The following is a 23446-nucleotide window of genomic DNA, read 5'->3' on the forward strand; positions in this document are numbered from 1 at the left end:
ACCGATGCCAAATGGTTAAGCTGGAATTTTTTTTGAAAAAATGCAAAGAAAATTTTGCTTACTTTTTATTTGCCCAAAAGAACGTTCGCAATATTGGTGTAGCATTATTTACACACTCATTTTCTGACAAAATATTAAATAGCCCTTCACAAATCAATACCACCAGGGGTTATCCAAAAAGTGGTACACGCACTCGCTGCAGTTGTGTAAATTATTCTACACTCGTTTCGCTGAAATGCTTACCTGTGTTAGGTTACAGCGTACTATCCTATCCTCTTCCTGAGCCAGACCGATCACTTTTTGGTACACTAATTGGATTATTCATTCCAAAGAAATCAGTACCTATTTAAAAATATGTAACCTCTAAAAACGAATAAAAATGGAACACAAAGCTTGCATTGATGCATTAAATGATCTTATTCAAATTAATAACGATCGTATTGTTGGGTATCAAAAAGGCATAGAAGAGCTGAAAGACGGTCAGGACGCAGATTTAAAATCTTTATTCAATTCTATGATCGGTGAAAGTACAGAGCACAAGAAAGAGCTGGAGGACCTGGTGGTGGAGTATGGCGGATCTCCGGCAGATGGCACTACTACTTCAGGCAAATTGTACCGGGCCTGGATGGATGTGAAAGCTGTTTTTACCGGTGGAGACAGGGAAACCGTATTAAACAATTGCGAAGCGGGTGAAGATGCTGCTCAGAAAGCCTATCAAATGGCTTTGGATGACGAAGAAGTAATGCCACGTACTAAAGACCTGATCCGCAAACAAAAATCGGCGCTTAAGGCATCACACGACCAGATCAGGAACCTGCGAGATGCAGTTATACATTAGGCAAACTCCATATAAATCAGGCGGCGAAATTTATTTCGTCGCCTTTCCTCTCACCCCTTCTAATCATTTAACTTAATAATATGCGCATATTTCATAATAATACTAACAGCGACCAGGAAAGTGGATCTGCTATCCCGGTTTTATTTACGGGAAGCTCTATTGCCTACCTCACAAACATCAATACGTCGATTAACCTGGCTGAATGGCAATGGCATGAAGAGGTAATTGACGGAAGGCGTACGCGTATTGTTACCGATAAATTACAGGACGAACTGGAGATTTATCCTGTCGGAGCTTTTTAGTTTTAATCAGTTCCTTTTAGAATGCTGAATGATCAGCGCTAATAATTTGTTCTAACCCATTTAATATATTCTAATCCATTAATTTTTAAACCTTATCATTATGGCAAAAGCAAAAAGGCCGCCCCTCAAAAAACAGCTCGGCCAGCAGGCAAAGCAGCCGCAAAAAAATCACCCGCAAAAAAGGTAGCTGCAAAAAAGTAGCTCCCAAAAAAGATGCGGCTACAGAATTGAGGGAGCTATTTGAGCATGGATTAAAAGACATTTATTGGGCTGAAAAAGCACTCACCAAAGCTCTTCCTAAAATGCAGAAAAATGCTACTTCTCCAGATCTTCAAAATGCTATTGCTACACACCTGGAGGAAACCCGCGGACATGTAACTATTGTAGAAGCGGTTTTTGAATCGATTGGGAAAAAGGCAAAGGCTGAAAAGTGCGATGCCATGCAGGGGTTAATAGAAGAGGGAGATAGTATTTTAAAAGAAACTTCGCCGGGGCCTGTGCGTGATGCGGGAATCATAGCAGCTGCCCAAAAAGTAGAACATTACGAAATAGCTACTTACGGCACATTGGCTACTTACGCTAAAACCTTAGGTGAAAAAACAGCCCTTGATCACTTACTGAAGATCTTAGCGCAGGAAAAAATTGTGATGAAACACTCACAGAGTTAGCTAAGGGTGGAATTAATATAGATGCTATGGAATAATTGTTATTACTACTCCATAGCAAGGGGTTGCAACAAGTTGTTGCAGCCTTTTTATTAATAGTCTTCTATTTAGAAGAAGATGGTTTTCTTCAAAGGCGGGCACTATGCCGCCGCAACATTAACGGCAACCAGTCCTTTGGGGCCCTGCTGCACTTCAAAAACTACTTTTAGGTTTTGCTGTAAATCAACCATTGAAGAATTAATGTGCACGAAAATACTTTCCTGCGTACGGGTATCCTTAATAAAGCCATAACCTTTGCTGCTATCGAAAAATGTAACGATACCATTTCGCTGAGTAACAGCTTCCTCATTCAGCTCCCTGCTATTAGCCACTGTAGGTGGTATAGGTAACGATGAAGGACGTTTGTCTTTAGGTGGAGGCGTATCTGATAAATTTCCAAACTCATCCACATAAGCCATCATTTCATCAAGGCTTTTTCCTTTAGAGGTATTTTCTTTACGCTCCTGCTTTTTCTCGTCTTTCTGCTTTTTAGCATTTCTCTTTTTCTGTTCTCTTTCCCTTTTGTTCCAGGTTTCTCCCATTAAAATGTTTTAGATTGTTTAAGATTAATAAAATTGCACAACAAAGATAAGCACCTTACTTAGCTGATGCCGTAAGTTTTGTAAACGAAGCACCATTAAACAGGCGGGATAATTCTACATCACCCGTTTGCTCCCATTGTTTCATATTCTTAACATTTACAACGCGCCAAAAGTTTTTAGCTTTTAACTCGTCGTAATCTCTATGGTTAACAAAAAGGCCAGTTACAGTAGACCTGTCTTTAAAATGTACATTAACAACTTTAGCGGTTGTTTTTGTTTCCAGGAATTTTTCTATCGATAAACTATCCATATATAAATCTTTTAAAATGTTCTGCCATAACTGGCACCTTTTTTACCAACGGCTGTTAGAATAACCCGTTTTTTCTTCTTTTGGACGAGCTTCTATTACTTTAATAGAGCGGCCATCCTGCATAGTACCATTTAAGTCTTTAATGGCTTTTTGAGCAGAATCTTCATCAGCCATTTCAACAAAACCAAAGCCACGACTCTGTTTAGTGAATTTATCAGTTATAACTCTTGCTGAGTCAACTGCTCCGTAAGACGAAAATAATTCGGTAAGGTCTTCTGTACTGAAGCTGTACCCAAGATTGGACACGTAAATGTTCATTTGTAAATTTTTTAATTTTTGAAATAGATTCGAGGAAATGGCAAACTTGTAAAACAAAGGTGGGAACACAAGGTGTTTACAACGAGCAGTAACTCAAATTAACAATGCAAATATACAATTATTACTTCACATAAGGGTATTTTTTTAAAAAATCAACATTTTACCCAGTTTATTTTAACAAATTCTCAATCATTATACACATAAATAGCAGTAGATTGCAGCCCTGCTGCGTTATTTCTTCAAATACATGGCCTGTTCCCATTTTATTTATCTAATTTACCGCAATGAAGTCTTTGCAAAATCTCACCGACCCTGTATATAATGCTGATTATCAGCCAACAGCCTATGATCGGCTTTGGCTCAAGTTAATGAACGATAAGCGGGACCTTCCGTTTATTCATTTGTTGACTCTTATTCATCTTACCGTTTTTCCGTTGGCCATACTTTTGTTTACTAATATTCTTACAGGATGGATCTGGTGGGCGGTTGCAGTTGTCTACTTCTACATAGCCCAGCTTTATTTTAAGGGGCGCTTTGGCCTGATGTTTCATTGTATGTGTCATCGAAAAGTTTTCAAAAAGCCTTACCAATGGTTGCATACGTACATTACATGGATTGTTTGCCCGCTTTTTGGACATGCACCTGAAGGTTATTTTAGTCATCACATGGGTATGCATCACGTAGAAAATAATAATGAAGAAGATACCAGCAGTACCATGCATTATCAGCGGGATAGTGTGGTTGATTTCATCAAATATTTTCTAAACTTTATCTTCCTGGGTGTTATTAATACGATTCAGTATTTGTTCAATCGTAAAAGAAAAAAATTATATACCCGCCTCACATTAGGCGAATATGTGTATATGGCTTTTTGCATTGCAATGTGCTTTGTAAATTTTAAAGCTACAATGCTTGTGTTTATTGTTCCTTTATTGTTTGCGAGGCTGGTAATGATGTTAGGCAACTGGACTCAACATTCTTTTATAGACGCTAAGGATCCGGATAATTTATATACTAATTCTATCAATTGTATTAATACGGTGTATAACCATACCTGCTGGAACGATGGGTACCACATTATCCACCACATCAGACCAGGCTTGCATTATACCGAAATGCCCGCAGAGTTTTTAAAACGAAAAGATGAGTTTGCGGCGCGAAAAGCGATCGTTTTCGATGGCATTCATTACCTGCATATATTTATTTACCTGATGACCAAGCAATACCATAAACTTGCAGACAACCTGGTAAATATCAACGGTATGTTTGATACCCGGGAGCAGGCCATACAGGTAATGCGGGAGCGCACTCAAAAATGTTATAGACCGTTATAGGGCAGGTACATTCATTTACTATTGCGGCTCGTAAATAAGCTGCACTACCCCCGATTGAAACACATTGGTCTTAATCAGTTTTAGCGCTATGCGTTCTTCCAGGTCTTCAAACAAAGGTTTGCCGGCGCCCAGTGCTATGGGATGAACCGAGATGCGGTAAATATCAATCAATCTTTCCTGTATAAAAGTTTTAATAAGGCTGGCGCCTCCATAGAGCCAAATGTCTTTTCCTTTTTCGTTTTTAATGGAAGACACTGCGGCGGCTATACCCGACCGGATAAATATAGCTTTGTCATCTTGCCTGTGCTGGCTGGAAAACACTATTTTTTCTTTTCGTGCACAGCGCTCCATAGGTTTCGCTCTGCCTCCGATGCTTCTGCATTGGGTTGGTAATTTCCCCAGGCATCATAGCTCACGCGACCATAAAAAATGGTATCAATGCCCGCCAAAAAACCATCAAAGTCCATATCGTCATCCATAATGCACCAGTCAATTTCGCCATTGGGCCCCTCAATAAATCCGTCGAGGGTTACAGCAAGGTCTAGTATTACTTTTTTCATAATCGAACAATTTTATCCAATTCTATTTTGTTAGCTTTTTGAATTTTTGAATCGTATTTCCCAGAATATCGCCCACATAAATATTGCCCTCGCTATCTGTTGCCAGATCGTGATACCAGGTAACAGGACCCTTATAAAAACCACTACGGCCTATTCTTGTTTGAAGCTTGCCATCTGTGTCGAAAACTAAAATATCAGATCCGCGGTGTTTCATCTTTAAAAAAGCAACATCATCAGATGCAAACATTTGTAATCCTGTAGGATCCCAATCAACCGAATTAACGGCTCCCCAGTTTCCTGATAATTGCTTTATAAAAGTACCGACCGCATTAAATACCTGTATCCTGTTATTTTCCCGGTCTGCCACATATACCCATCCTTTATTGTTGATAGTTATACCATGCGGAATATTGAACTCACCGGGTTGATTGCCTTTTGTACCCCATTGCGACAGGTATTTCCCATCGGCCGTAAACCGGAGTATCCTGCTATTTCCATAACCATCACTCACATAAAACGACCCATCATCAGCAACTGCAACACCTGTGGGCATATTAAAATGTGCGCTATCATTACCAGCAACGCCAGCTTCTCCTAGTTGCAACAAAAGTCTTCCCTCATGGCTAAACTTAAATACCTGGTGTAAGCCCAAATCTGTTATCCATAAATTATTTTCACGATCTACCGTAAGCCCGTGAGGCATTATAAACAGCTGATCGCCCCAGCTATGCAAGAGCTTACCATTATCCTTATTAATAAAAAGCACTGTTTTTTGTTTGATAAGATCTTGCGGCATCGGGCCAAATAAAGGCCACTTACGATCAGCCCGGTGTAATACCACCACATTCTTGTTCGTATCGAGAGCAATGCCTGTAGGATTACCTAATTTAACTGAGGACGGCAAAGAAGGCCAGTTTGTATCTAACCGGTACCGGGTTATTCTATCTGATCCCAAACCCTTTTTAAGGGGCTGTAATAAAAAAGCTATGATAAGTAAAGCCGTTATTCCTAATAAAATATAGATGGTTTTTTTTATCATGAGGTGTATGGCTTCAAAGAAAAATCAATTATGTGTTCCATCCAAAACTTTACTTCAATGTATTTCATTTTACTGACAACGTGTTATTTAGTGTGACTGATAACCTGCTGCAGTTTAATGCTGCTTGCTGCAAATTGGCATACCTTTTTAATTCTGTTTTTTCGCTGGCCAGTCCCTTTCAGAGCATACCCTATTTCAGCTATCTTCGTTTCGCCAAATTTTATTAGCTTGCCCCGGTAAACATTTTTTCTATGAAGAAAGAAGAAATTCCACAGGATGATGGCGCTTTAGGCCGCATAGCCAAAGAAGTAACTTATGTGGTAGGCGCAGATGGTAAATATGAAACAGCCCAAAGCACCGGCTGGGACGTAAAAACAGACGCACTGAATGTGGCCTGGGGAGAAGTAAATAGTAAAATAGAGGCTGCGCGACAAAAAGTGTTAAATGGCGAAGCCAGTCCCCTGCTGTATTTCATGGAAAAGAAAATTATGGACCTTTCTATACTGTCGGCTTATACCGGCTATTGGAAATGGACCATCAAAAAACACATGAAGCCTTCAGTATTCAGTAAGCTGTCTGAAGAAAAACTGAAAAAATACGCTGAGCTTTTTGAGGTAGGTGTAGATGAGCTGAAAAAACCATTTGGTTGATCTTATTATACCTCTTAAGCCAACGCCTTTAATTAAAAACAAGAAATCAAACATAATTTGGACTCCATTAATCAATCAACCGTAGCAAATGGTTTTCATCATTTGCAGGCCGCTCATTGCGAAAACGGTGTAACTACTGCTTTATTAAAACATTACGGTGTTCATAAATTAACTGAGCCAATGGCTTTTGGTATCGGCTCCGGGCTGTTCTATATTCAACTGCCTTTTATGAAGGTAAATGGCGGTCCTGCTATTTCCTTCAGAACCATGCCGGGTCTTATTTTTAAAAGAACCTGCAAAGCGCTGGGCATTCCGGTAACCCGCAAAAAATATGTATCCCCTCAAAAAGCCATGCAGGAGCTGGATGAACGCCTTATTGCAGGTAAACCAACCGCCTGCCAGGTGGGTGTTTTTTACCTGACTTACTTCCCTAAAGAATATCGCTTTCATTTTAATGCGCATAATTTAATTGTGGTGGATAAACAGGGCGATGATTATATTATCAGTGATCCCATTATGGAAACCCTGGTTACTATGAACAGTTATGAACTGCAGCGGGTACGTTTTGCCAAAGGCGCATTTGCACCGCGTGGTCAAATGTACTACCCGGGCGATCATCTTAACGAGGCTACCGACGAGCAGATCCGCAACGGCATTATTTCCGGTATTAAGCGTAATTGCCGCGATATGCTGATGATCCCCGGTTCCTTTGGAGGGGCAAAGGGCATTGCTTATACCGGCAGAAATATTAAAAAATGGAAGGATAAATTAGGCGATGATAAAGCCCGCGGCTACCTGGCGCAGCTGGTAAGAATGCAGGAAGAAATTGGTACGGGCGGCGGTGGATTCCGTTTTATTTACGGCGCGTTTCTGCAGCAGGCACATGCTTACCTGCCTATGGACGAGTTGTTGCAGATATCTCAGCAAATAACGACTACAGGTGACAAATGGCGCGATGCGGCCATCCAGGCTTCAGGCATTTATAAAGGGCGGCTGGGTACGCAGGCAGACTACGACAACATGGGAGATCGCCTGATTGAGATTTCGCAGCTGGAAACAAAAGCTTTTAAACAATTGAAAGAAGCCATTAAAAAGGCCAAATAAACATTAATGTCAGCGAAGCCTGCCTTAAGTTTGATCAAGCATAAGGCAGGCTTTTTATGTCCAATTTATAAGATGTTACCAGCTTCCGCCAGCGCCACCGCCGCCGCTACGTCCGCCACCCCAGCTACCACTACTGCCTGATGAGCTGCTGCGGGAGCCACCAGAACCCGAGGAAGAGCTTTTTTGTAACTTAGGTAAGATAACAGTGCCGAACGATTGCTTATAGTTACAAAAAGTACAGTCCTGCATTTTTTCGCCCAGGCCCGATGAGCTATAGGTAGCAGCTGTGATTGTTTTGGTATACACTTTATTAAGCGTTCGGTTCTTACATTTGGGACAATCCTCATAACGCCTGTGTTTTCTGCCCTTCCATTTTATTAGCTTGATGGAAGCATCATCCAGGTGTTGCCATATTTCATAGGTAACGGATTTTATTTTTTCTTCCTGTAGCTGTCCCTGGCTAAGGTAAGCAGTTATGCCCTTAATTTCATCGCGATTGATTCTGACCCATTTGCCGGAATGGTCAGGAGGTTGTAAACGCAGTTTTAACCGGCTTTTTCTTCTGAGATACCCTATAAAAAAATGAGCAACAAGGGGCAAACCAATACTATTATCCAATATCTTTTTCAAATTGCCCCAATGCATTTACAATATTTTCTTCGTCTTTATAAGCATTGACAATATTGTTTCGCTGACCAATGTATTTGAACAGGATAAAGATGGAGCCCAAAAACAACGCAATCCAGGGCAATGCCGATATGGTGACTAATCGTTCTATATCGATCTCCAGAAATGCGATAACGAAGAAGCCCACGAAAACAATAACAAATACAAGGGCGCAGCCTCCTGCTATGGCTTTAGCGTCTTTATTTTTGGCTGACGGAGGTATATGCTTTTTGAAAGAAGATAACCAATAAAAGATAGCCATAAAAACAAGAATGACTGCACCTGCGGATAATAACTGATCGCTGTTCTTATACCAAAAAGAGTTCTGCTCTGCTTCTACCTTTAATTCTTTTATGACTTCCGGGTTTTGCAACACATTTTTAATAGCATTCATAGCGTCAACAAGGCCACCTCCATAGTCTCCCTGTTTAAACTTAGGTGCCAGGTAGCGTTCGCCAATCGTGCTTAGGGCTACGTCAGGCAGGGATCCTTCCATTCCATAACCGGTAATAAACTGGTACTTGCGCCGGTCGCGGGCTATAAATACCAACAGGCCATTGTTGTTGCGGCTTTGCCAATACCCCAGTGATTAAACAGGTCATAAGCAAAGTCGAAGTCGCTGCTGCCCTCAAAATCATCAACAGCAACAATCGCTACTTCGGCAGAACTCTGCTGCTCAATATCTACGCATATCCTGTTAAGTATATCAACAGTAGTTAACCCCAGAATGCCGTTGGGGTCGCTCACAAAAGAGTTTTGTCCCTGCTTTTTAGGATCGGGAACTGTTTCAATAGTATATTGACAAAAACCACTGATCGCAATCAGCAGGCAGAGGATAGCTAAAAACTTATGTTTAGTCATAATGATACATACTGCTCAAAGAAGGCACAATTTATTATTTTTAACGGATTGAACCGGTCCCGATCCACAAACACAATAATAACAACTGAATTTATCCCTACATGAAAAAAATATTTGCGCTATTATTTATACTATGTGCTGTTAAGAGCTTTGCTCAGAATAAACTTACAGAAGAGGTTGCCGCCCGGTTAAGCCGGTTGCCTTTACACTGTATTCCTACAGAATTTCCAAATAAAACATCTCACTTAAGTGATGGACCAGATGATGCGCGATTATTACCTCACGAGCTGCATCCCGTATTTTACGGGTGCCTGGACTGGCATAGCAGTGTGCACGGGCACTGGATGCTGGTGAGGCTGCTGAAACAATTCCCCCAACTCGCCGATAGGGACAGCATTATACAGGTTTTAGAACAATCGTTTCAAAAAGATAAAATGGAGCAGGAAGCGGTTTATTTTGGCAAATACACTGCTTCTAAAGGGTACGAAAGAACCTACGGCTGGGCCTGGCTGCTGAAGCTAGACGAAGAGCTATTGACCTGGAATGATCCGCTGGGAAAGAAATGGCACGAGGCTATGCAGCCCCTGACACAAAAGATAGAAGTGTTATGGAAGGATTTTTACCCAAACAAACCTACCCCAACCGAACCGGCGTACATGGCAATACGGCATTCGGACTTTGCTTTGCACTAGATTGGGCCCGAGCTAAAAGAGACACTGCTTTTGAACGGCTGATCGTTCAACGTTCCAAACATTTTTATTTAAATAATAAAAATATACCTGCTCACCTGGAACCTGATGGCGCTGATTTTTTCTCTCCCAGCCTGATGGCTGCAGACCTGATGCAAAGGATCTTATCACCAACAGCCTTTGCAAAATGGCTGGATACTTATTATAGTGCTGCAGGGATTCAACGGATCTGTAAGGCTCCTACGATCAGCGACCGGAACGACTACCAGATCGTGCACCTGGACGGGCTTAGCTTTAGCAGGGCCTGGTGTATGAAGGGTATTGCTCAAAAGTTGCCTGCGGGTCACCGATACAAAGCGCTATTTAAAAATACGGCGCAACAGTTCCTTAATGAATCCTTGCCTAAAATATTCAGCGGAGGTTATGGAGGAGAACACTGGCTGGCGTCTTTTGCCGTATATGCACTGGCTGTGCGATAATACGCTCACGAAAAAAGCCGCAGCAGAAATCTGCTACGGCCTGTCATAAACATCGAGAGTGTTTCTTATTTCAGATCGAATCTATCCAGGTTCATCACTTTGCTCCAGGCAGCTACAAAATCTTTTACAAATTTATCTTTTCCGTCGGAACTTCCATACACTTCTGCAATAGCTCTTAATTCAGCATTCGAGCCAAAAACCAGGTCGGCGCGTGTTGCCGTCCATTTTGCAGTGCCGGTAGCGCGATCTGTGCCTTCGTATAATTCAAGATCCTGCGAAGCAGCCTTCCAGGCGGTATTCATATCCAGCAGGTTTACAAAGAAATCGTTGGTCAACTGCCCGGGAGTATCGGTAAATACACCATGTGCCGAACCATCAAAATTGGTATTTAAAACCCGTAAGCCACCAATGAGTACAGTAAGCTCAGGAGCCGACAATGTTAACAGCTGGGCCTTATCTACCAGCAAAGATTCTGTTGTTGCACCCGATCTGTATTTGCGATAATTGCGGAATCCATCAGCCAGCGGTTCCAGGTAAGCTACTGATTCCACATCTGTTTGTTCCTGGGTGGCGTCAGCGCGGCCAGCGGTAAACGGAACCTGGATATCATGTCCGGCTTCTTTTGCTGCTTTTTCTATTGCTGCAGCGCCTGCTAATACAATCAGGTCGGCAATAGATACTTTTTACCGTCGGCAGCATCGCTGTTGAACTCTTTTTGGATGCCTTCCAGCGCACTTAATACTTTTTGCAATTGTGCAGGATTATTGACCTGCCAGTAACGTTGCGGCGCTAAACGAATGCGAGCGCCGTTCGCTCCACCCCTTTTATCAGACCCACGGAATGTAGACGCGGATGCCCAGGCAGTAGTAACCAATTCGGATACAGTTAACCCCGATCCCAATATCTTAGCCTTTAGGGATGCAATGTCATTATTGTCAATCAAAGCATGATCCACTTCAGGGATGGGATCCTGCCAAAGCAATACTTCTGCCGGCACTTCTGATCCCAGGTAGCGGGCGCGTGGTCCCATATCCCGATGGGTTAGCTTAAACCAGGCTCTCGCAAAAGCATCCGCGAAGGCATCATCAGGATCAGCTAAAAACTTTCTTGATATTTTTTCATATACCGGATCTAGTCTCAAGGAAAGATCGGTAGTTAGCATGGTGGGTTTTTGCTTTTTGTCTGCATCAAACGCATGGGGGATAATATCATCTGCATCTTTTGCTACCCATTGGTGGGCTCCACCGGGGCTTTTAGTCAGCTCCCATTCAAAAGCAAAAAGATTTTCAAAAAAGTTATTACTCCATTGCGTTGGGGTAGTGGTCCAGGTCACTTCCAGTCCGCTGGTAATCGCATCTGCGCCCTTACCGCTTCCAAATTTATTATTCCAGCCAAATCCCTGTTGCTCCAGGCCTGCAGCTTCTGGCTCCTTGCCTACGTTGGAGGAAGGGGCTGCTCCGTGTGTTTTACCAAAGCTGTGTCCGCCGGCGATCAGGGCCACGGTTTCTTCGTCATTCATCGCCATACGACCAAAAGTATCCCGGATATCTTTTGCCGCAGCTATAGGATCAGGGTTACCATCTGGTCCTTCAGGATTTACATAAATAAGGCCCATGTGCGCTGCCGCCAGTGGTTCTTCCAGGTGACGGGAATGGACTGCTCCGGAAGGGTCTTCATCAGACGATACTACGCCATGATTTTTATCGGTACCTTCCACACCTGAAGCATAACGCTCTTCATTACCCAACCAGGTGCTTTCTGCGCCCCAGTATACATCTTCATCAGGCTCCCAAACATCAGCCCGGCCGCCGGCAAATCCAAAGGTTTTAAAGCCCATTGATTCAAGTGCTACATTACCGGTCAATATTAACAGATCGGCCCATGATATTTTATTACCGTATTTCTGTTTAATAGGCCAGAGCAACCGGCGTGCCTTATCCAGGCTCACATTGTCGGGCCAGCTATTTAACGGTGCAAAACGTTGTTGACCAGAACCTGCGCCACCACGACCATCAAAGACCCGGTAAGTACCGGCACTGTGCCAGGCCATACGTATAAATAAAGGACCGTAATGCCCGAAATCTGCCGGCCACCAGTCCTGAGAGTCTGTCATCAGGGCATGAAGATCTTTTTAACGGCTTCCAGGTCCAGGCTTTTAAAAGCTTCAGCATAGTTAAACTCACCGTCCATCGGATTCGATAATGAGGAGTGCTGCCGGAGAATGTTTAGCTTTAACTGGTTGGGCCACCAGTCCCTGTTTTTGGTACCACCACCGCCGGTGTTTTGTTTTAAAGTTCCGTTGTGAAACGGGCATTTACTAATGTCGTTAGAATTTTCCATTTTATACGTTTTCGCGATTGAATAATTGGGAAGCAGAACGCTGATATTTTCAGCATGACAAACTTATCACAACACAAGTATAATCAAAATCGATTAAATCTATATTTCTATAGTTTTAAGCTATTGTGAAATTGAAGATCCGTTAATGCGCAATCCAGTCTTTTACTCCAAGCTTTTCAAATCCTTCATCAAATACTGAAAATCTTCTTTTAAACCGGTGTGTTTAAAAAAAGCGGTAAGCTCCATTAATCTTTTTGCAGATCGAAGCCACGTGCCAATTGAAGTTTTTTCTGGCATTCAGAACAAAGTCTGTTGGGAGAAAGATCTGTTTCGTGTAAACCATTAGAGCCATTCATAACACAGTGGGCAGTTATGCAATGTTTCATTTTAAACATATGTCCTATTTCATGACTCGATATATTGATCAGTCTTTTCAGGCATAGGTCAAAGTTTAAAGAGTCCAATTTACTGTTTTGGAGCCGGTAAATAGAACTCACCCCAATTCTTTTTGTATAAGACGCCAGACCAAAAACATAATTCCAATTTTCGGATGGGAAAAGGTCTTTTTCCGTGATAGCCATCAAGGCCAGTGTATTAGCAGGCTTTTCCTCTTTGTATAAAATATCCAAAACTGTGCTGGCTAATATCTGTTGATGATTTTCGTGGGTTCGAATATCCTTCGTGGGAATGACCCTTTCATCAGTTGGGTTTAGCAAACCAGAAGAGGTTTGAAAAAATATCTGCAAATAGTCAAGTGTTAAGCTGATTGCCTTCCATTGAAGTGGAGTAAATGTTCCTATAGGTTTAATGTAAATTGTCGTTAAGGAGGAATCGTTTTTAATAGATTTTATTGCCTGATATTCTTTGAAACTTTGCCCTGTTTCTTTGTTTCGAAATCTCCACTCGCCTTCCAGCGGCTCTGAAAGACTTATGTCATTTTTTTGACCAGATCAAAATATTGCTCATTTGTCAGACGCCCCGGGTTCCTGTTTGTTTTCCCATTGCAGAAACTGAACAAAACGACAACTAATAAGTAACAGATTGTACGGATAATCATTTTTAGGCTAATGAATACCCAATTTAGTAAATGCCGCCTTTTTAAAAGTAGAAATCCTATCTAATTTTTCGTGCTTCTAAATCAAATCTACTTATTATAACGCCTCAAATGCATTACGGCCTGGTTAGGTACAAAAGTTTTTATATCCCGAAGAGGGGAGCATAGAATGCATTCCTATTTAACCGTAAAGAAAGACCGTTAATGTAAAATGACAAAATCAACCGAACTACAATTTTAAGAAACGGATTCTTTCTTTTGTATCTGGGCTTGTATATAACTGTAAAAGTCCTGGAAGGTAACCAGAGGTAAAAAGTCGCCGGGCTGTACTTTGAAGTGAAAATTGCTTTCGAGAGCAACAACCAGGTCTATATAGTCCAGGCTGTCAAGGTCCAACACCTCTTTCAGACTGGCCCCGGGGTTTATTAATGAGGCATCTGCCTCAAATTCTTCAACCAAAAACGCGTTAGTTTTCTCAATTATTTCCTGCATTTCCATATTTACCACTTTTTGACGATTAGGGTAGAATTAGTTCCCCCAAACCCAAAAGAATTGGACAAAAATACATTTATATTTTTGTCTGTGGTATTTTTTATGATGTTGAGATGTTGCGTATCCTCATCAGGATTCTCAAAATTGATATTAGGAGCAATAAAGCTGTTTTGCATCATCAACGAAGAGTAAATGATCTCGCTGGCGCCCGCCATCCAGCACTCATGCCCTGTCATTGATTTAGTGGAACTTACGGGTGTATAAGCAGCTCCGAATACCTCATGTATCGCCTGGGCTTCGCTGGCGTCACCTGCAGGAGTGCTTGTAGCATGGGCATTAATATAATCTATAGCCTCTGGTGGTAAATCTGCATCTTGCAGCGCCATTTTCAATGATTTTGCGGGCCCCGCTATCGTAGGATTGCTAATATGCTCCCCATTAGATGAGAAACCGTAACCAATTATTTCTCCAATAATATTCGCTCCCCGCTTTTGGGCGCTTTCCAGGCTTTCTATCACTACGGTAGCTGCGCCTCCACTGGGAATCAGCCCGTCACGGTCTTTATCAAATGGCCGGCTGGCACTTTCGGGAGCCTCTTCTTTTACTGAGAATGCACCCAGCGCATCGAAAGTACCCATCGAGAGATGATTGATCTCCTGAGCCCCCCTGCAATAATGCAATTTTGTAAACCCATCTTTATCAATACATAAGCCAACCCTATCGCATGTGAACCGCTCGCACAGGCAGCGCTTACCGTTAAGTTGATCCCTTTCAGTTTAAAAATAGTAGAAAGGTTCATGGTCACCGTAGAATTCAGGGTTTGGAAAACCGCTGCCGACCCCACCAGCATGGTGTCTTTTTTCGCGGATCAGATCGGTAGATTCGATGACCGCTTTAGCAGAACTGTCGTTACCATATAAAATACCCGGCTGTACTTCAGCAATATAAGACTCATCTATACCCGCATTTTTCAACGCTTCGATGGTAGCCATATAAGCATACTCGCCTTCTTCCGGTAGCATAATGCGGGAACGCCTGTCCAGTAGCCCTTTTAGGGAAGGCCGCTCTACCCAACCCGTGAGGGCCGAACGATAGCCAAATTCTTTTCTGACCGGGTCGAAAATAATACCCGACTTGCCGGCTTTTAAGGACGCTGTTACTTCCTGCAGATTTTTACCAATGCAGGAATAAATACCCATACCAGTGATCACCACTCTGTTCATAAATACAAAAGTATTTTTAAAATAATAAATATCAAAAGACTTTGTTACAACAAAAACAGGTACAGGTCGAATGGGATTTAGAATTGACTGCAATCTTATACTTTTGCCAGTAAAGCTTATTTATGAAAATATGGATATCGGCCATTTGCCTGTTTTTTCAAATCAATTTATGCGCACAAAAAAATGATACACTCTATTTTTATAGTGATCATGATTATAAAATAGAAGCCAGGGATACAGCAGAGTGCTTTACCAAACAATTTAAAACAGGCGATCGCTGGGTTCGTTATAAATATAGAATCAAGGATATCGGTATGTATATGTGTGATATTGATGAAAATATTGATTCTGCGTTTACGAAACTAAACGGTATGCATATAGGCTACCAGCTAGGATTGTTGTATGATTCTGGTTATCATAAAAATGGCTTAAAAGAAGGGGTATGGCATTTTTATTATCCGGGCACCAGACAACCCGGAATGATAGCCCATTTAAAAGATGATGCACCTGTGAGTTTTCAATGTTTTGCAGAAGACGGCTCTCCCAAAAAGGAAAACTGCTTTTATGAAAGAGAAGCAGATTACCCTGAAGGCCTGTCCGAGTGGCTAAATTATGTAAGCCGCAATGCAGGTAAGGCATTGAATCGAAATCAGAAAGCGTTAAAAAAATGGGAGAAGGCCAATATCGGGCAGATATTCAGTTTGTAATTGATTCGCGCGGTAAAGTAACAGATGTTGCTATACGCAAGAGTTCGGGAAATGAAATACTCGACCAATATGCACTAGAGATTATTACTAAAAGCAAAAATTGGGTACCTGCCGTGCAGTATGGCCGGTTTGTAAAGGCCTACAGGATACAACCAGTAAGCTTTGAGATAGCAGATTTCCGCTAATACTCTCTCTTCCTTTTTCCCATATTTTCTAAGGCTACTCCATTATGCAGAAGCAGCGTTTTTTAGCGACAGTAGGCCTGGCGTTTGCTGTTTGCTCCAAATTAAAAAGGTTGCATGCCGTTTACGATTTCATAAAGAATTAAGAATAAATGCCTTAAAGCCTAAAATTTTGCAAAGGGCTATGTAACGCCACGATTCTTCTCATCTTAATAGCAAATTATTGATCATTTAAAAAATCGTATCGTATGAAACAAATTTTAACCGCATTAGCATTTTTCTTTTCATTAACCGCTTTTGCACAAATGGGCGAAAAAATTTTATTGACAAAAACTATATCGAGGTAACCGGAAAAGCCGAAATGGAATTTACCCCCGATAAAATATTCATCCAGGTGTTGCTTACAGAAAAAGACAGCAAAAATAAGAATGCCATCACTGAACAGGAGAAACAAATGCTGCAGAAGCTACAATCCTTAGGTATTGATATTAAAAAAGATGTAATGATTAAAGATTTAGCCAGCAATTTGAAAACCGGTTTCCTGTCGAAAGACGTATTATTAAGTAAGCAATATCAAATTATTGTACACGATGGCAAAACTGCCGGACAGGTATTTTTAGCACTGGAAGAAATAGGTATTTCTAATGCGAGTATTGAAAAGCTGGAAAGCAGTAAAATAGAAGAGTATCGCCAGCAAGTAAAAATAAAAGCTATCAAAGCAGCTAAAGACAAAGCAGCCCTTCTTTGCGAAAGCATTGGTCAGAAAGCTGGTAAGGCCTTATACATACAGGAGCAGCAAATTTTTGAGCGTCCTTATGCTATGGCTAATGTAATGATGAAGCAGGCTGATGCAGTTGGCGGAGCAGCCGATCTGAACTTTGAGAACCTGAAAGTAGAAGCGACCGTAATGACCCGTTTTGAAATTCTATAGATCCGTTGTTTTACATAAAAAATAGCCCATGGTTTAAACCATGGGCTATTTTTTATGCTATTAAGTGAGCTTAGCTTATTTAGCGGCTTCAAATTTTTCGGCCACTTTGTCCCAGTTTACTACACTCCAGATGGCCTGAAGATAGGCCGGGCGTTTGTTCTGATATTTCAGGTAGTAAGCATGTTCCCATACATCAATACCCAAAATTGGAGTACCTTTTACTTCAGCTACATCCATCAAAGGATTATCCTGGTTAGGCGTAGAACTTACTTCCAGCTTACCGTCTTTTACGATAATCCATGCCCAGCCGCTACCAAAACGTGTAGCGCCTGCTGTGCTTACTTTTTCTTTTAAAGCATCCAAAGAACCAAACGCTTGTGTAATAGCATCAGCTAATGCGCCTGTTGGCTCTGTAGCGCCGCCTGGTGTTAATATTTCCCAGAAGAAAGTGTGGTTCCAATGCCCGCCACCATTATTTCTTACTGCCGGAGAGATGCTACCTGCATTTTTTACCAGGTCTTCTAAAGACTTGTCGGCATGCTCTGTTCCATCAATTGCTTTATTTAAATTATCAACATAAGCCTGGTGATGCCTATCGTGATGTATTTCCATTGTTTGTGCGTCGATATGTGGTTCCAATGCTTCTTTCGCATAAGGAAGGGCTGGTAAGGTAAAAGCCATGATTGTTCAATTTTTATATTATGATTAAAAAAATAACGGTTTGCCTGGCAATATAACAAATTTAGAAAGAGATAGTTGAATTTGTTACAGGAATAGGCTCAAATACTATTCCAAAATGAGGGTATTGTAATTTATAGTTTAATAACTTATATTTAACATATCCTTAAACTAAAAAAATCTGCATCTATGAATGGAAAAACCCTGACACTTTTTTTCATGCTGCTTTGTTGTCCTTTCTTTTTGCCGGCCCAAACCCGGCAGATAACAGGAACTGTAAAGAACAGTGGTGGCGAACCGGTTGCCAATGCGACGGTGATTCAAAAGGGGACCAATAACACTACAATGGCCGGGGAAGACGGCCGGTTTTCACTTACGGTTACCGGGGCAAATATTATACTTTCTGTATCGGCGGTTAATTACCAGGATGTGGAGGTGAATGCAGGCACACAGACAGTTGTAGATATCATATTGCCCGAAAGTACTACTACTAAAATGGATGAAGTATTTGTGGTTGCTTACGGTACTGCCAAAAAAGTAGTTATACCGGGGCCGCCACGGTGGTAAACGCAGACAAAATAAAAGATATTCCTACTACCTCTTTCGAAAATGCGCTTAACGGAAGAGTAGCTGGACTACAGGTTACTCAGACTTCCGGCCAGGCTGGCTCCACTCCTGCATTGCGTATTCGAGGTATTGGTTCCATGAATGCCTCTAACGACCCTTTGTACGTGCTGGATGGAGTGCCGATCGTTTCAGAGTCGGTAGGCCAAATGGGTAGCTATTTGAATACTACCAATAATATAATGGCTAATATCAACCCTGATGACATCGAATCCATCACTGTTTTGAAAGATGCTGCAGCCTCTTCTTTGTATGGATCCAGGGCGGCAAATGGAGTGGTTATTATCAACACTAAAAAAGGAAAAACGGGTGCGCCTGTAATAAGTTTTAAAACCTCAGTAGGTATGACGCCTACATGGGCTACAGACAATTACGAAGCTGCCGGTGTTCAGGAGCAAATAAATATGCTGTACCAGGTGTTTTATGACCTGAATATCACGGGCGGCAAAACACCTGAAGCAGCCAATACCGATGCTTTGGCAAGGCTGAATACCCGATTTAACCGACATGGCTATCGATTTGAAACATCTGGTACAGACAGGTATCAGAACGTGGCAATTTTGGGAATGACTGATGGTATTGAAAATAGGGAAGGCCGCTATTTTAACTGGGATGAAGTACTGTTCAGAACAGGCTTTTTTACTACGAATGATCTTTCAGTTAGTGGCGGGACAGATAAAACAAAGTATTACTCTTCATTGTCATATACACAGGATAAAAGCAGGGTTGCAGTTAACGAATTTCAGCGTATCGCAGGCCGGCTGAATTTAACTCAAAAATAGGAAGCCGATTAGAACTGGAAAGTAATATCGGTATTTCAAAAAATGATAAATCGGGCTTTAACGACAGCAGGAGTACCGGCTCCAACTACATGCTACAATCGCGTAATTTGCTATGGCCCGTTTACTGGCCAACAGATTATAAAACAGGCTTACCTTTTACTGCGCGCTTTGGTAGCCTTGCTCAAAACAACGTTTACTACGACAACGAGTGGGATAATACAGCCGGGACCTTAAATATTTCTGCGGTTGAAGCTTTAACCGTAAATATACTTTCCGGACTTACGGCCAAATCGATCTTCTCCTACAATAATTCGCAGATTAAAGAACATCTCTATTACAGTGCGTTGCATTTTAGCGGTGTTGCTCCTGTTAACGGCCAGGTACATGAGTTAAGTACCAACATTAATAAGATGGTGAGCTCTACCACTTTAAACTACAACAAAAAAATTCTTCAACATAGTATTGGTGTGCTGGCAGGTTACGAGGCCGAGAAAAACCTAACCGATTTTATGCGTTCCAGTGGTAATAATTTACCATCCAGTTCTTTGCCAACCGTAGTAACAGCAGGTACTACCAATGCCAGTGCTTATAACTGGGGCTATAATATGCAGTCATTTCTGTCACGTGCCGAATATAATTTTTCAGACAAATACTTCCTCTCTGCGTCCTATCGCCGTGATGGAAACTCGCGCTTCGGTCCGGTAAACAGATGGGCGAACTTTTGGTCTGTAGGTGGCGCATGGAATATTTTTAAAGAAGATTTTTTAAAAGAAAGCGAGATTTTGAATGAGCTGAGAATCAGAGGCTCTTACGGTACCAACGCTACAACACCATCTGGAAATTACGGCTGGAGAACTTTACTTTCTTTTACAGACAAGTATATGGAGCAGCCCGGCGGTAGTATCATTTCCATAGCCGATTCAGGTCTTGCGTGGGAAACCAATTACAATACAAACTTTGCTATTGAGTTTGGTTTACTGGAAAGAAGGGTTACCGGATCCATTGAGTATTTTAACAGAGACTCCAGGAACCTCTTGATGGATGTGCCTATTTCAATGGTAACGGGTCTTGGCAGTACATTAAAAAATATTGGCAAGATAAATAACAGAGGTATAGAGTGGAACCTGGGTATAGACATTGTGAGAAAAGAGTTCCTTAAATGGAGTTTGGGACTAAATGGAACCCTCATGAATTCGAAGGTTACAAAATTAAACAGGCAGGGAGGAGCCCAGGCGGGTCAGGATATTATTTGGAATGACCCTACCGGGAACGATGCCAGAGCGCAGTTTATTTACCGCGAGGGGCAGTCTATGCTGGCCTTTTATGGATTCGAGTGGGCAGGTGTTGATCCAACAAACGGCAAAAATGTTTGGTACATCAACGATCCCAATAGTTCCACAACCGGAGATTTTGAATTTAACGGGAGGGGAGCAACCTATACTTATAGCAAGGCCAATCGCATTATCATCGGAAATGGTACTCCAAAAATGTTTGGCGGTTTTACATCAGACCTGGAGTATAAGGGCATATCGTTGAATTTAAACTTTATTTACAAACTGGGAGGTGATTTATACGATGGCGCTTACAAAGATGTAGCCGATGATGGATATTATTGGGAAAGAATACGTTCGCAAGACTATTATGATAATATGTGGACGGACAATAATACTTTAGGAACCTTACCCAAGCTAAGTGGTAATGATCTCACAGACCCCATGCAATATAGCACACGCCAACTTCATGATGCCTCCTTCCTAAGATTGAAAAACGCAACGATTGCTTATCGGCTACCCCATAACCTGTTGGGAGGCATAGGTGTTCGAAATGCAAGAGTTTTCGTGAATGGAACTAATTTATTCACCACAGCCAAATACAAATTGGCCGACCCTGAGGTAAACCAGTTTGCTACACGTGGATGGGAAATTCCATTTGCAAAAACCTACACCTTTGGTATTGAAGTAAGTTTCTGACACCTAAATTGAATTAATATGAACTACAATAATATAAAAATATTATCCATAATAGTCGCCATTCTTTTCCTTTCCGCCTGTGGAAAAGGCTTTTTAGATGTAAAGCCAACGAACTCAGTTCCTGCCGGTACCGCCATAAAAACAGTGGCAGATGCACGGGTAGCTGTCAACGGAATCATGCGGAATATGACCAATTCAAACTACTATGGTCGTAATTTTATTTTATATGGAGATGTAAGAGGTGGCGATATGACCCTATACTCACAGGGTAGGGGGTTGGATGCCTTGTATACTTTCAACCATACGGTGAGCGCCAACAATTTTAGTGGTTTTTGGTCCACTATTTACAATAATATTCTACAAGCCAATAACCTTATTTTCAATATTAATAAATTAAAAGCCGAAGGCTCTACCGAAAATTTCGACAGCTTTTTAGGGCAGGCATTAACCGCCCGCGCGCTCATGTACTTTGATTTGGTACGTATTTATGGAAAATCCTACGCCGATAATAAGTCTGCCTGGGGAGTACCCCAGCCCCTGGAACCATTGCCGGCATCGGCTCAGCCGCTTCGATCTACAGTAAATGATAACTATACGCAAATTTTAAAAGACCTAACAGATGCCGCACCGCTATTGCCTAAAACAAAATCGAATGGTTACCTAAACTACTACGGCAACAGAGCCATTCAGGCAAGAGTGTATTTAACCATGGGCGATTTTCCAGCTGCTCTGACGGCAGCAGAAGATGTAATTAATAATGGAGGGTACACATTGTATAACCGTACCAATTGGGTTAGCTCCTGGGCTACACAATTTGGATCTGAATCCATTTTTGAGTTAGGGATCTTTCCCAATGAAGGCGATTTAACTACTGCCTCTTTAAGCTTTTATTTAAGAAGAAGGTCGCATGGGAACTCGGCAGCACTGGGCTTCTTTGGAGCAAGCGATTATTTTCTAAACCGCCTAAAACAAGATGCTACTGATGTAAGATGGGGCATTATGCTGGCCGATGAAATATCTACTACTGCCAACCCAAGGTTAGAGCATCTTACAAATACAGTGGTACTACTACACTATCGGGAGATGGCAAATCGGCATCTACTACAGCAGTAAACATCAAAGTAATCCGATCTTCTGAAATGTACCTGATTGCCGCCGAAGCTGCTTTTGCAACAGATAAAACCAAAGCGGCTACTTATTTAAATGCCATCCGTAGCCGTGCTCCTGCACTTGCCCCTGCTACTGCGGCTACCGTTACACTTGATATGATCCTGGATGAAAAAAGTAAGGAGCTGTTTACAGAGGGGCAGCGTTATTTTGATATGATACGTTTAAACAGGCCCATCACTTTTAACGATGAAATCTTAGGTCTTACTATTCCAACAAGGCCCAAAACGATCGAAAGGAGTTTTGAAAAGGCGATACTGCCCATACCTATCGGCGAAATAAATGCGAATCCAGGTATTAAAGAACAACAAAACCCTGGTTACTAATTTTAAAAGGCAGTTCATCAAACAACTGCCTTTATCTTTTCCCCTTAAAAAACGCTTTCATCAAAGCAGCACATTCTTCGGCCAGAATGCCTGTAGTAATTTCTGTTTTAGGGTGAAACGGAGACACCGCCGGCTGAATACGACTGAACCCGTTTTTAGGATCGGAGGCGCCCCATACTACTCTTTTTATTTTGCTCCAATACAATGCTCCGGAGCACATCACACAGGGTTCTACCGTTACATACAAGGTGGCCTCTGGTAAGTATTTAGCGCCAATCTCACTAAAAGCCGATGTAAGCGCAATAATTTCTGCATGTGCCGTTGTATCGGTAAGCTTTTCGGTCATATTACGGCCCCTGGCAAGGATGCTATCGTTTTGCACCACTACTGCACCAATAGGAATTTCATCTTCTTCGAAAGCCAGCATGGCTTCCTTCAATGCCAGCTGCATAAAGTATTCGTCCGGATACATTTTTATTATATAATTAGGTCGGACGGAACGCGCCATATATCGAGAAAGTATAAAAAAATCTTATACCCGCGTTTCGTCCGTCATTTACCACTTGTTTTTTAT

The 23446-nt window shown here is 41.8% G+C and carries 32 protein-coding genes and 2 pseudogenes; 16 read left to right on the top strand and 18 right to left on the bottom strand.

Annotated features, from left to right (window positions below):
• Positions 1-11: 11 nt before the first annotated feature.
• The 4 genes from MKP07_RS06285 (at position 12) to MKP07_RS06305 (ending at position 1808) form a co-directional block, all read left to right on the top strand.
• Positions 12-350, top strand: a complete 339-nt coding sequence (locus MKP07_RS06285; RefSeq protein ID WP_240845883.1) for a hypothetical protein — start codon at positions 12-14, stop codon at positions 348-350.
• A 29-nt stretch (positions 351-379) separates the two neighbouring features.
• The gene (locus MKP07_RS06290) at positions 380-838 is read left to right on the top strand and encodes a ferritin-like domain-containing protein (RefSeq protein ID WP_240845884.1); all 459 of its coding nucleotides are present in this window, start codon (positions 380-382) and stop codon (positions 836-838) included.
• An 80-nt stretch (positions 839-918) separates the two neighbouring features.
• Positions 919-1140 carry a hypothetical protein gene (locus MKP07_RS06295; protein WP_240845886.1) on the top strand — a complete coding sequence of 74 codons (222 nt, stop codon included), beginning with the start codon at positions 919-921 and terminating at the stop codon, positions 1138-1140.
• Between the two features lie 227 nt (positions 1141-1367).
• Complete coding sequence (locus MKP07_RS06305; RefSeq protein WP_240845889.1) at positions 1368-1808, top strand: YciE/YciF ferroxidase family protein; 441 nt, start codon at positions 1368-1370, stop codon at positions 1806-1808.
• A 137-nt stretch (positions 1809-1945) separates the two neighbouring features.
• Here the strand turns inward: MKP07_RS06305 and MKP07_RS06310 are convergent, their stop codons facing one another.
• The 3 genes from MKP07_RS06310 to MKP07_RS06320 are packed head-to-tail and all read right to left on the bottom strand — an operon-like array spanning position 1946 to position 3014.
• Complete coding sequence (locus MKP07_RS06310; protein WP_240845891.1) at positions 1946-2386, bottom strand: cold-shock protein; 441 nt, start codon at positions 2384-2386, stop codon at positions 1946-1948.
• A 55-nt stretch (positions 2387-2441) separates the two neighbouring features.
• Positions 2442-2696: a short-chain dehydrogenase gene (locus MKP07_RS06315; protein WP_240845893.1), complete on the bottom strand. Its 255-nt coding sequence runs from the start codon at positions 2694-2696 to the stop codon at positions 2442-2444.
• A gap of 42 nt (positions 2697-2738) precedes the next feature.
• Positions 2739-3014, bottom strand: a complete 276-nt coding sequence (locus tag MKP07_RS06320; protein WP_240845895.1) for an RNA recognition motif domain-containing protein — start codon at positions 3012-3014, stop codon at positions 2739-2741.
• Between the two features lie 284 nt (positions 3015-3298).
• On the opposite strand from MKP07_RS06320, the gene MKP07_RS06325 reads away from it, so the two are divergent.
• Entirely contained in the window at positions 3299-4348 is a 1050-nt protein-coding gene (locus MKP07_RS06325; RefSeq protein ID WP_240845897.1) for a fatty acid desaturase family protein, read from the top strand.
• Between the two features lie 18 nt (positions 4349-4366).
• Here MKP07_RS06325 and MKP07_RS06330 read toward each other — a convergent pair whose 3' ends face one another.
• The 3 genes from MKP07_RS06330 to MKP07_RS06340 are packed head-to-tail and all read right to left on the bottom strand — an operon-like array spanning position 4367 to position 5863.
• Positions 4367-4699: a dihydrofolate reductase family protein gene (locus MKP07_RS06330; RefSeq protein WP_240845899.1), complete on the bottom strand. Its 333-nt coding sequence runs from the start codon at positions 4697-4699 to the stop codon at positions 4367-4369.
• Positions 4669-4908, bottom strand: coding sequence for a hypothetical protein (locus MKP07_RS06335; protein ID WP_240845900.1), 240 nt, complete (start codon positions 4906-4908; stop codon positions 4669-4671). The genes MKP07_RS06330 and MKP07_RS06335 overlap by 31 nt, the downstream gene beginning before the upstream one ends.
• Positions 4909-4930: 22 nt before the next feature.
• Positions 4931-5863 (bottom strand): peptidyl-alpha-hydroxyglycine alpha-amidating lyase family protein, encoded by a 933-nt coding sequence (locus MKP07_RS06340; RefSeq protein WP_240845901.1) that lies wholly within the window; start codon positions 5861-5863, stop codon positions 4931-4933.
• 335 nt (positions 5864-6198) lie between these two features.
• Here MKP07_RS06340 and MKP07_RS06345 point away from each other — a divergent pair, with 335 nt between their 5' ends.
• Both MKP07_RS06345 and MKP07_RS06350 read left to right on the top strand, forming a co-directional pair.
• Positions 6199-6597, top strand: a complete 399-nt coding sequence (locus MKP07_RS06345) for a hypothetical protein (RefSeq protein WP_240845903.1) — start codon at positions 6199-6201, stop codon at positions 6595-6597.
• A 57-nt stretch (positions 6598-6654) separates the two neighbouring features.
• Positions 6655-7701, top strand: a complete 1047-nt coding sequence (locus MKP07_RS06350) for a BtrH N-terminal domain-containing protein (RefSeq protein WP_240845905.1) — start codon at positions 6655-6657, stop codon at positions 7699-7701.
• Between the two features lie 75 nt (positions 7702-7776).
• Here the strand turns inward: MKP07_RS06350 and MKP07_RS06355 are convergent, their stop codons facing one another.
• Complete coding sequence (locus MKP07_RS06355; RefSeq protein ID WP_240845907.1) at positions 7777-8331, bottom strand: hypothetical protein; 555 nt, start codon at positions 8329-8331, stop codon at positions 7777-7779.
• Positions 8312-9228: pseudogene (locus MKP07_RS06360) on the bottom strand (TPM domain-containing protein). The gene MKP07_RS06355 and the pseudogene MKP07_RS06360 overlap by 20 nt, the downstream one beginning before the upstream one ends.
• Positions 9229-9329: 101 nt before the next feature.
• Between MKP07_RS06360 and MKP07_RS42205 the strand changes: the two are divergent.
• Positions 9330-10396: pseudogene (locus MKP07_RS42205) on the top strand (DUF2891 domain-containing protein).
• Between the two features lie 65 nt (positions 10397-10461).
• On the opposite strand, the gene MKP07_RS41015 reads toward MKP07_RS42205, so the two are convergent.
• The 8 genes from MKP07_RS41015 to MKP07_RS37835 all read right to left on the bottom strand — a co-directional run bounded on the left by MKP07_RS41015 (position 10462) and on the right by MKP07_RS37835 (position 15598).
• Positions 10462-11070 carry a peroxidase family protein gene (locus MKP07_RS41015; RefSeq protein WP_317235956.1) on the bottom strand — a complete coding sequence of 203 codons (609 nt, stop codon included), beginning with the start codon at positions 11068-11070 and terminating at the stop codon, positions 10462-10464.
• Positions 11058-12509 (bottom strand): catalase/peroxidase HPI, encoded by a 1452-nt coding sequence (gene katG / locus MKP07_RS41020; protein WP_317235779.1) that lies wholly within the window; start codon positions 12507-12509, stop codon positions 11058-11060. Before katG ends, MKP07_RS41015 begins: the two co-directional genes overlap by 13 nt.
• A complete protein-coding gene (locus tag MKP07_RS41025; RefSeq protein ID WP_317235780.1) occupies positions 12509-12736 on the bottom strand; it encodes a hypothetical protein in 228 nt (75 codons plus the stop codon). The genes katG and MKP07_RS41025 overlap by 1 nt, the downstream gene beginning before the upstream one ends.
• Before the next feature lie 245 nt (positions 12737-12981).
• A complete protein-coding gene (locus tag MKP07_RS06380) occupies positions 12982-13482 on the bottom strand; it encodes an archaemetzincin (RefSeq protein WP_240845915.1) in 501 nt (166 codons plus the stop codon).
• Between the two features lie 545 nt (positions 13483-14027).
• The gene (locus MKP07_RS06385) at positions 14028-14282 is read right to left on the bottom strand and encodes a phosphopantetheine-binding protein (RefSeq protein WP_240845917.1); all 255 of its coding nucleotides are present in this window, start codon (positions 14280-14282) and stop codon (positions 14028-14030) included.
• A gap of 8 nt (positions 14283-14290) precedes the next feature.
• Positions 14291-14962: a beta-ketoacyl-[acyl-carrier-protein] synthase family protein gene (locus MKP07_RS06390; protein WP_240845919.1), complete on the bottom strand. Its 672-nt coding sequence runs from the start codon at positions 14960-14962 to the stop codon at positions 14291-14293.
• Positions 14884-15132: a beta-ketoacyl synthase N-terminal-like domain-containing protein gene (locus MKP07_RS37830; RefSeq protein ID WP_317235781.1), complete on the bottom strand. Its 249-nt coding sequence runs from the start codon at positions 15130-15132 to the stop codon at positions 14884-14886. The genes MKP07_RS06390 and MKP07_RS37830 overlap by 79 nt, the downstream gene beginning before the upstream one ends.
• Positions 15059-15598, bottom strand: coding sequence for a beta-ketoacyl synthase N-terminal-like domain-containing protein (locus MKP07_RS37835; RefSeq protein ID WP_262919177.1), 540 nt, complete (start codon positions 15596-15598; stop codon positions 15059-15061). Before MKP07_RS37835 ends, MKP07_RS37830 begins: the two co-directional genes overlap by 74 nt.
• Positions 15599-15627: 29 nt before the next feature.
• Between MKP07_RS37835 and MKP07_RS06400 the strand changes: the two genes are divergently transcribed.
• The 3 genes from MKP07_RS06400 (at position 15628) to MKP07_RS06410 (ending at position 17325) form a co-directional block, all read left to right on the top strand.
• Positions 15628-16212, top strand: coding sequence for a hypothetical protein (locus MKP07_RS06400; protein ID WP_240845921.1), 585 nt, complete (start codon positions 15628-15630; stop codon positions 16210-16212).
• A complete protein-coding gene (locus MKP07_RS06405; protein WP_240845923.1) occupies positions 16173-16397 on the top strand; it encodes an energy transducer TonB in 225 nt (74 codons plus the stop codon). Before MKP07_RS06400 ends, MKP07_RS06405 begins: the two co-directional genes overlap by 40 nt.
• Before the next feature lie 334 nt (positions 16398-16731).
• Positions 16732-17325, top strand: a complete 594-nt coding sequence (locus tag MKP07_RS06410; protein WP_317235957.1) for an SIMPL domain-containing protein — start codon at positions 16732-16734, stop codon at positions 17323-17325.
• A gap of 75 nt (positions 17326-17400) precedes the next feature.
• On the opposite strand, the gene MKP07_RS06415 is transcribed toward MKP07_RS06410, so the two are convergent.
• Entirely contained in the window at positions 17401-18006 is a 606-nt protein-coding gene (locus tag MKP07_RS06415) for a superoxide dismutase (RefSeq protein WP_240845927.1), read from the bottom strand.
• Positions 18007-18192: 186 nt separating this feature from the next.
• Here MKP07_RS06415 and MKP07_RS06420 point away from each other — a divergent pair, with 186 nt between their 5' ends.
• The 5 genes from MKP07_RS06420 to MKP07_RS06440 are packed head-to-tail and all read left to right on the top strand — an operon-like array spanning position 18193 to position 22872.
• Positions 18193-18570 carry a carboxypeptidase-like regulatory domain-containing protein gene (locus MKP07_RS06420; protein WP_240845929.1) on the top strand — a complete coding sequence of 126 codons (378 nt, stop codon included), beginning with the start codon at positions 18193-18195 and terminating at the stop codon, positions 18568-18570.
• A complete protein-coding gene (locus MKP07_RS06425; RefSeq protein WP_240845931.1) occupies positions 18564-19409 on the top strand; it encodes a TonB-dependent receptor plug domain-containing protein in 846 nt (281 codons plus the stop codon). The genes MKP07_RS06420 and MKP07_RS06425 overlap by 7 nt, the downstream gene beginning before the upstream one ends.
• Positions 19410-19441: 32 nt before the next feature.
• Complete coding sequence (locus tag MKP07_RS06430) at positions 19442-21379, top strand: SusC/RagA family TonB-linked outer membrane protein (RefSeq protein ID WP_240850672.1); 1938 nt, start codon at positions 19442-19444, stop codon at positions 21377-21379.
• Positions 21380-21397: 18 nt separating this feature from the next.
• Positions 21398-22492 (top strand): RagB/SusD family nutrient uptake outer membrane protein, encoded by a 1095-nt coding sequence (locus tag MKP07_RS06435; protein ID WP_240845933.1) that lies wholly within the window; start codon positions 21398-21400, stop codon positions 22490-22492.
• A 2-nt stretch (positions 22493-22494) separates the two neighbouring features.
• Entirely contained in the window at positions 22495-22872 is a 378-nt protein-coding gene (locus MKP07_RS06440; RefSeq protein ID WP_394803632.1) for a RagB/SusD family nutrient uptake outer membrane protein, read from the top strand.
• Positions 22873-22903: 31 nt separating this feature from the next.
• On the opposite strand, the gene MKP07_RS06445 is transcribed toward MKP07_RS06440, so the two are convergent.
• Positions 22904-23344, bottom strand: a complete 441-nt coding sequence (locus MKP07_RS06445) for a nucleoside deaminase (protein ID WP_240845935.1) — start codon at positions 23342-23344, stop codon at positions 22904-22906.
• Between the last annotated feature and the right edge of the window lie 102 nt (positions 23345-23446).

It is taken from the genome of Paraniabella hibiscisoli (assembly GCF_022512515.1).
Lineage (GTDB): Bacteria > Bacteroidota > Bacteroidia > Chitinophagales > Chitinophagaceae > Niabella > Niabella hibiscisoli.

Coding starts and splice junctions, on each gene's coding strand:
- MKP07_RS06285 (WP_240845883.1), top strand. CDS start 12: ATGGTTAAGCTGGAATTTTTTTTGAAAAAATGCAAAGAAAATTTTGCT.
- MKP07_RS06290 (WP_240845884.1), top strand. CDS start 380: ATGGAACACAAAGCTTGCATTGATGCATTAAATGATCTTATTCAAATT.
- MKP07_RS06295 (WP_240845886.1), top strand. CDS start 919: ATGCGCATATTTCATAATAATACTAACAGCGACCAGGAAAGTGGATCT.
- MKP07_RS06310 (WP_240845891.1), bottom strand. CDS start 2,386: ATGGGAGAAACCTGGAACAAAAGGGAAAGAGAACAGAAAAAGAGAAAT.
- MKP07_RS06315 (WP_240845893.1), bottom strand. CDS start 2,696: ATGGATAGTTTATCGATAGAAAAATTCCTGGAAACAAAAACAACCGCT.
- MKP07_RS06320 (WP_240845895.1), bottom strand. CDS start 3,014: ATGAACATTTACGTGTCCAATCTTGGGTACAGCTTCAGTACAGAAGAC.
- MKP07_RS06325 (WP_240845897.1), top strand. CDS start 3,299: ATGAAGTCTTTGCAAAATCTCACCGACCCTGTATATAATGCTGATTAT.
- MKP07_RS06330 (WP_240845899.1), bottom strand. CDS start 4,699: ATGGAGCGCTGTGCACGAAAAGAAAAAATAGTGTTTTCCAGCCAGCAC.
- MKP07_RS06335 (WP_240845900.1), bottom strand. CDS start 4,908: ATGAAAAAAGTAATACTAGACCTTGCTGTAACCCTCGACGGATTTATT.
- MKP07_RS06345 (WP_240845903.1), top strand. CDS start 6,199: ATGAAGAAAGAAGAAATTCCACAGGATGATGGCGCTTTAGGCCGCATA.
- katG (WP_317235779.1), bottom strand. CDS start 12,509: ATGACAGACTCTCAGGACTGGTGGCCGGCAGATTTCGGGCATTACGGT.
- MKP07_RS41025 (WP_317235780.1), bottom strand. CDS start 12,736: ATGGAAAATTCTAACGACATTAGTAAATGCCCGTTTCACAACGGAACT.
- MKP07_RS06385 (WP_240845917.1), bottom strand. CDS start 14,282: ATGCAGGAAATAATTGAGAAAACTAACGCGTTTTTGGTTGAAGAATTT.
- MKP07_RS37830 (WP_317235781.1), bottom strand. CDS start 15,132: ATGCTGGTGGGGTCGGCAGCGGTTTTCCAAACCCTGAATTCTACGGTG.
- MKP07_RS06400 (WP_240845921.1), top strand. CDS start 15,628: ATGAAAATATGGATATCGGCCATTTGCCTGTTTTTTCAAATCAATTTA.
- MKP07_RS06405 (WP_240845923.1), top strand. CDS start 16,173: ATGGGAGAAGGCCAATATCGGGCAGATATTCAGTTTGTAATTGATTCG.
- MKP07_RS06415 (WP_240845927.1), bottom strand. CDS start 18,006: ATGGCTTTTACCTTACCAGCCCTTCCTTATGCGAAAGAAGCATTGGAA.
- MKP07_RS06420 (WP_240845929.1), top strand. CDS start 18,193: ATGAATGGAAAAACCCTGACACTTTTTTTCATGCTGCTTTGTTGTCCT.
- MKP07_RS06435 (WP_240845933.1), top strand. CDS start 21,398: ATGAACTACAATAATATAAAAATATTATCCATAATAGTCGCCATTCTT.
- MKP07_RS06445 (WP_240845935.1), bottom strand. CDS start 23,344: ATGTATCCGGACGAATACTTTATGCAGCTGGCATTGAAGGAAGCCATG.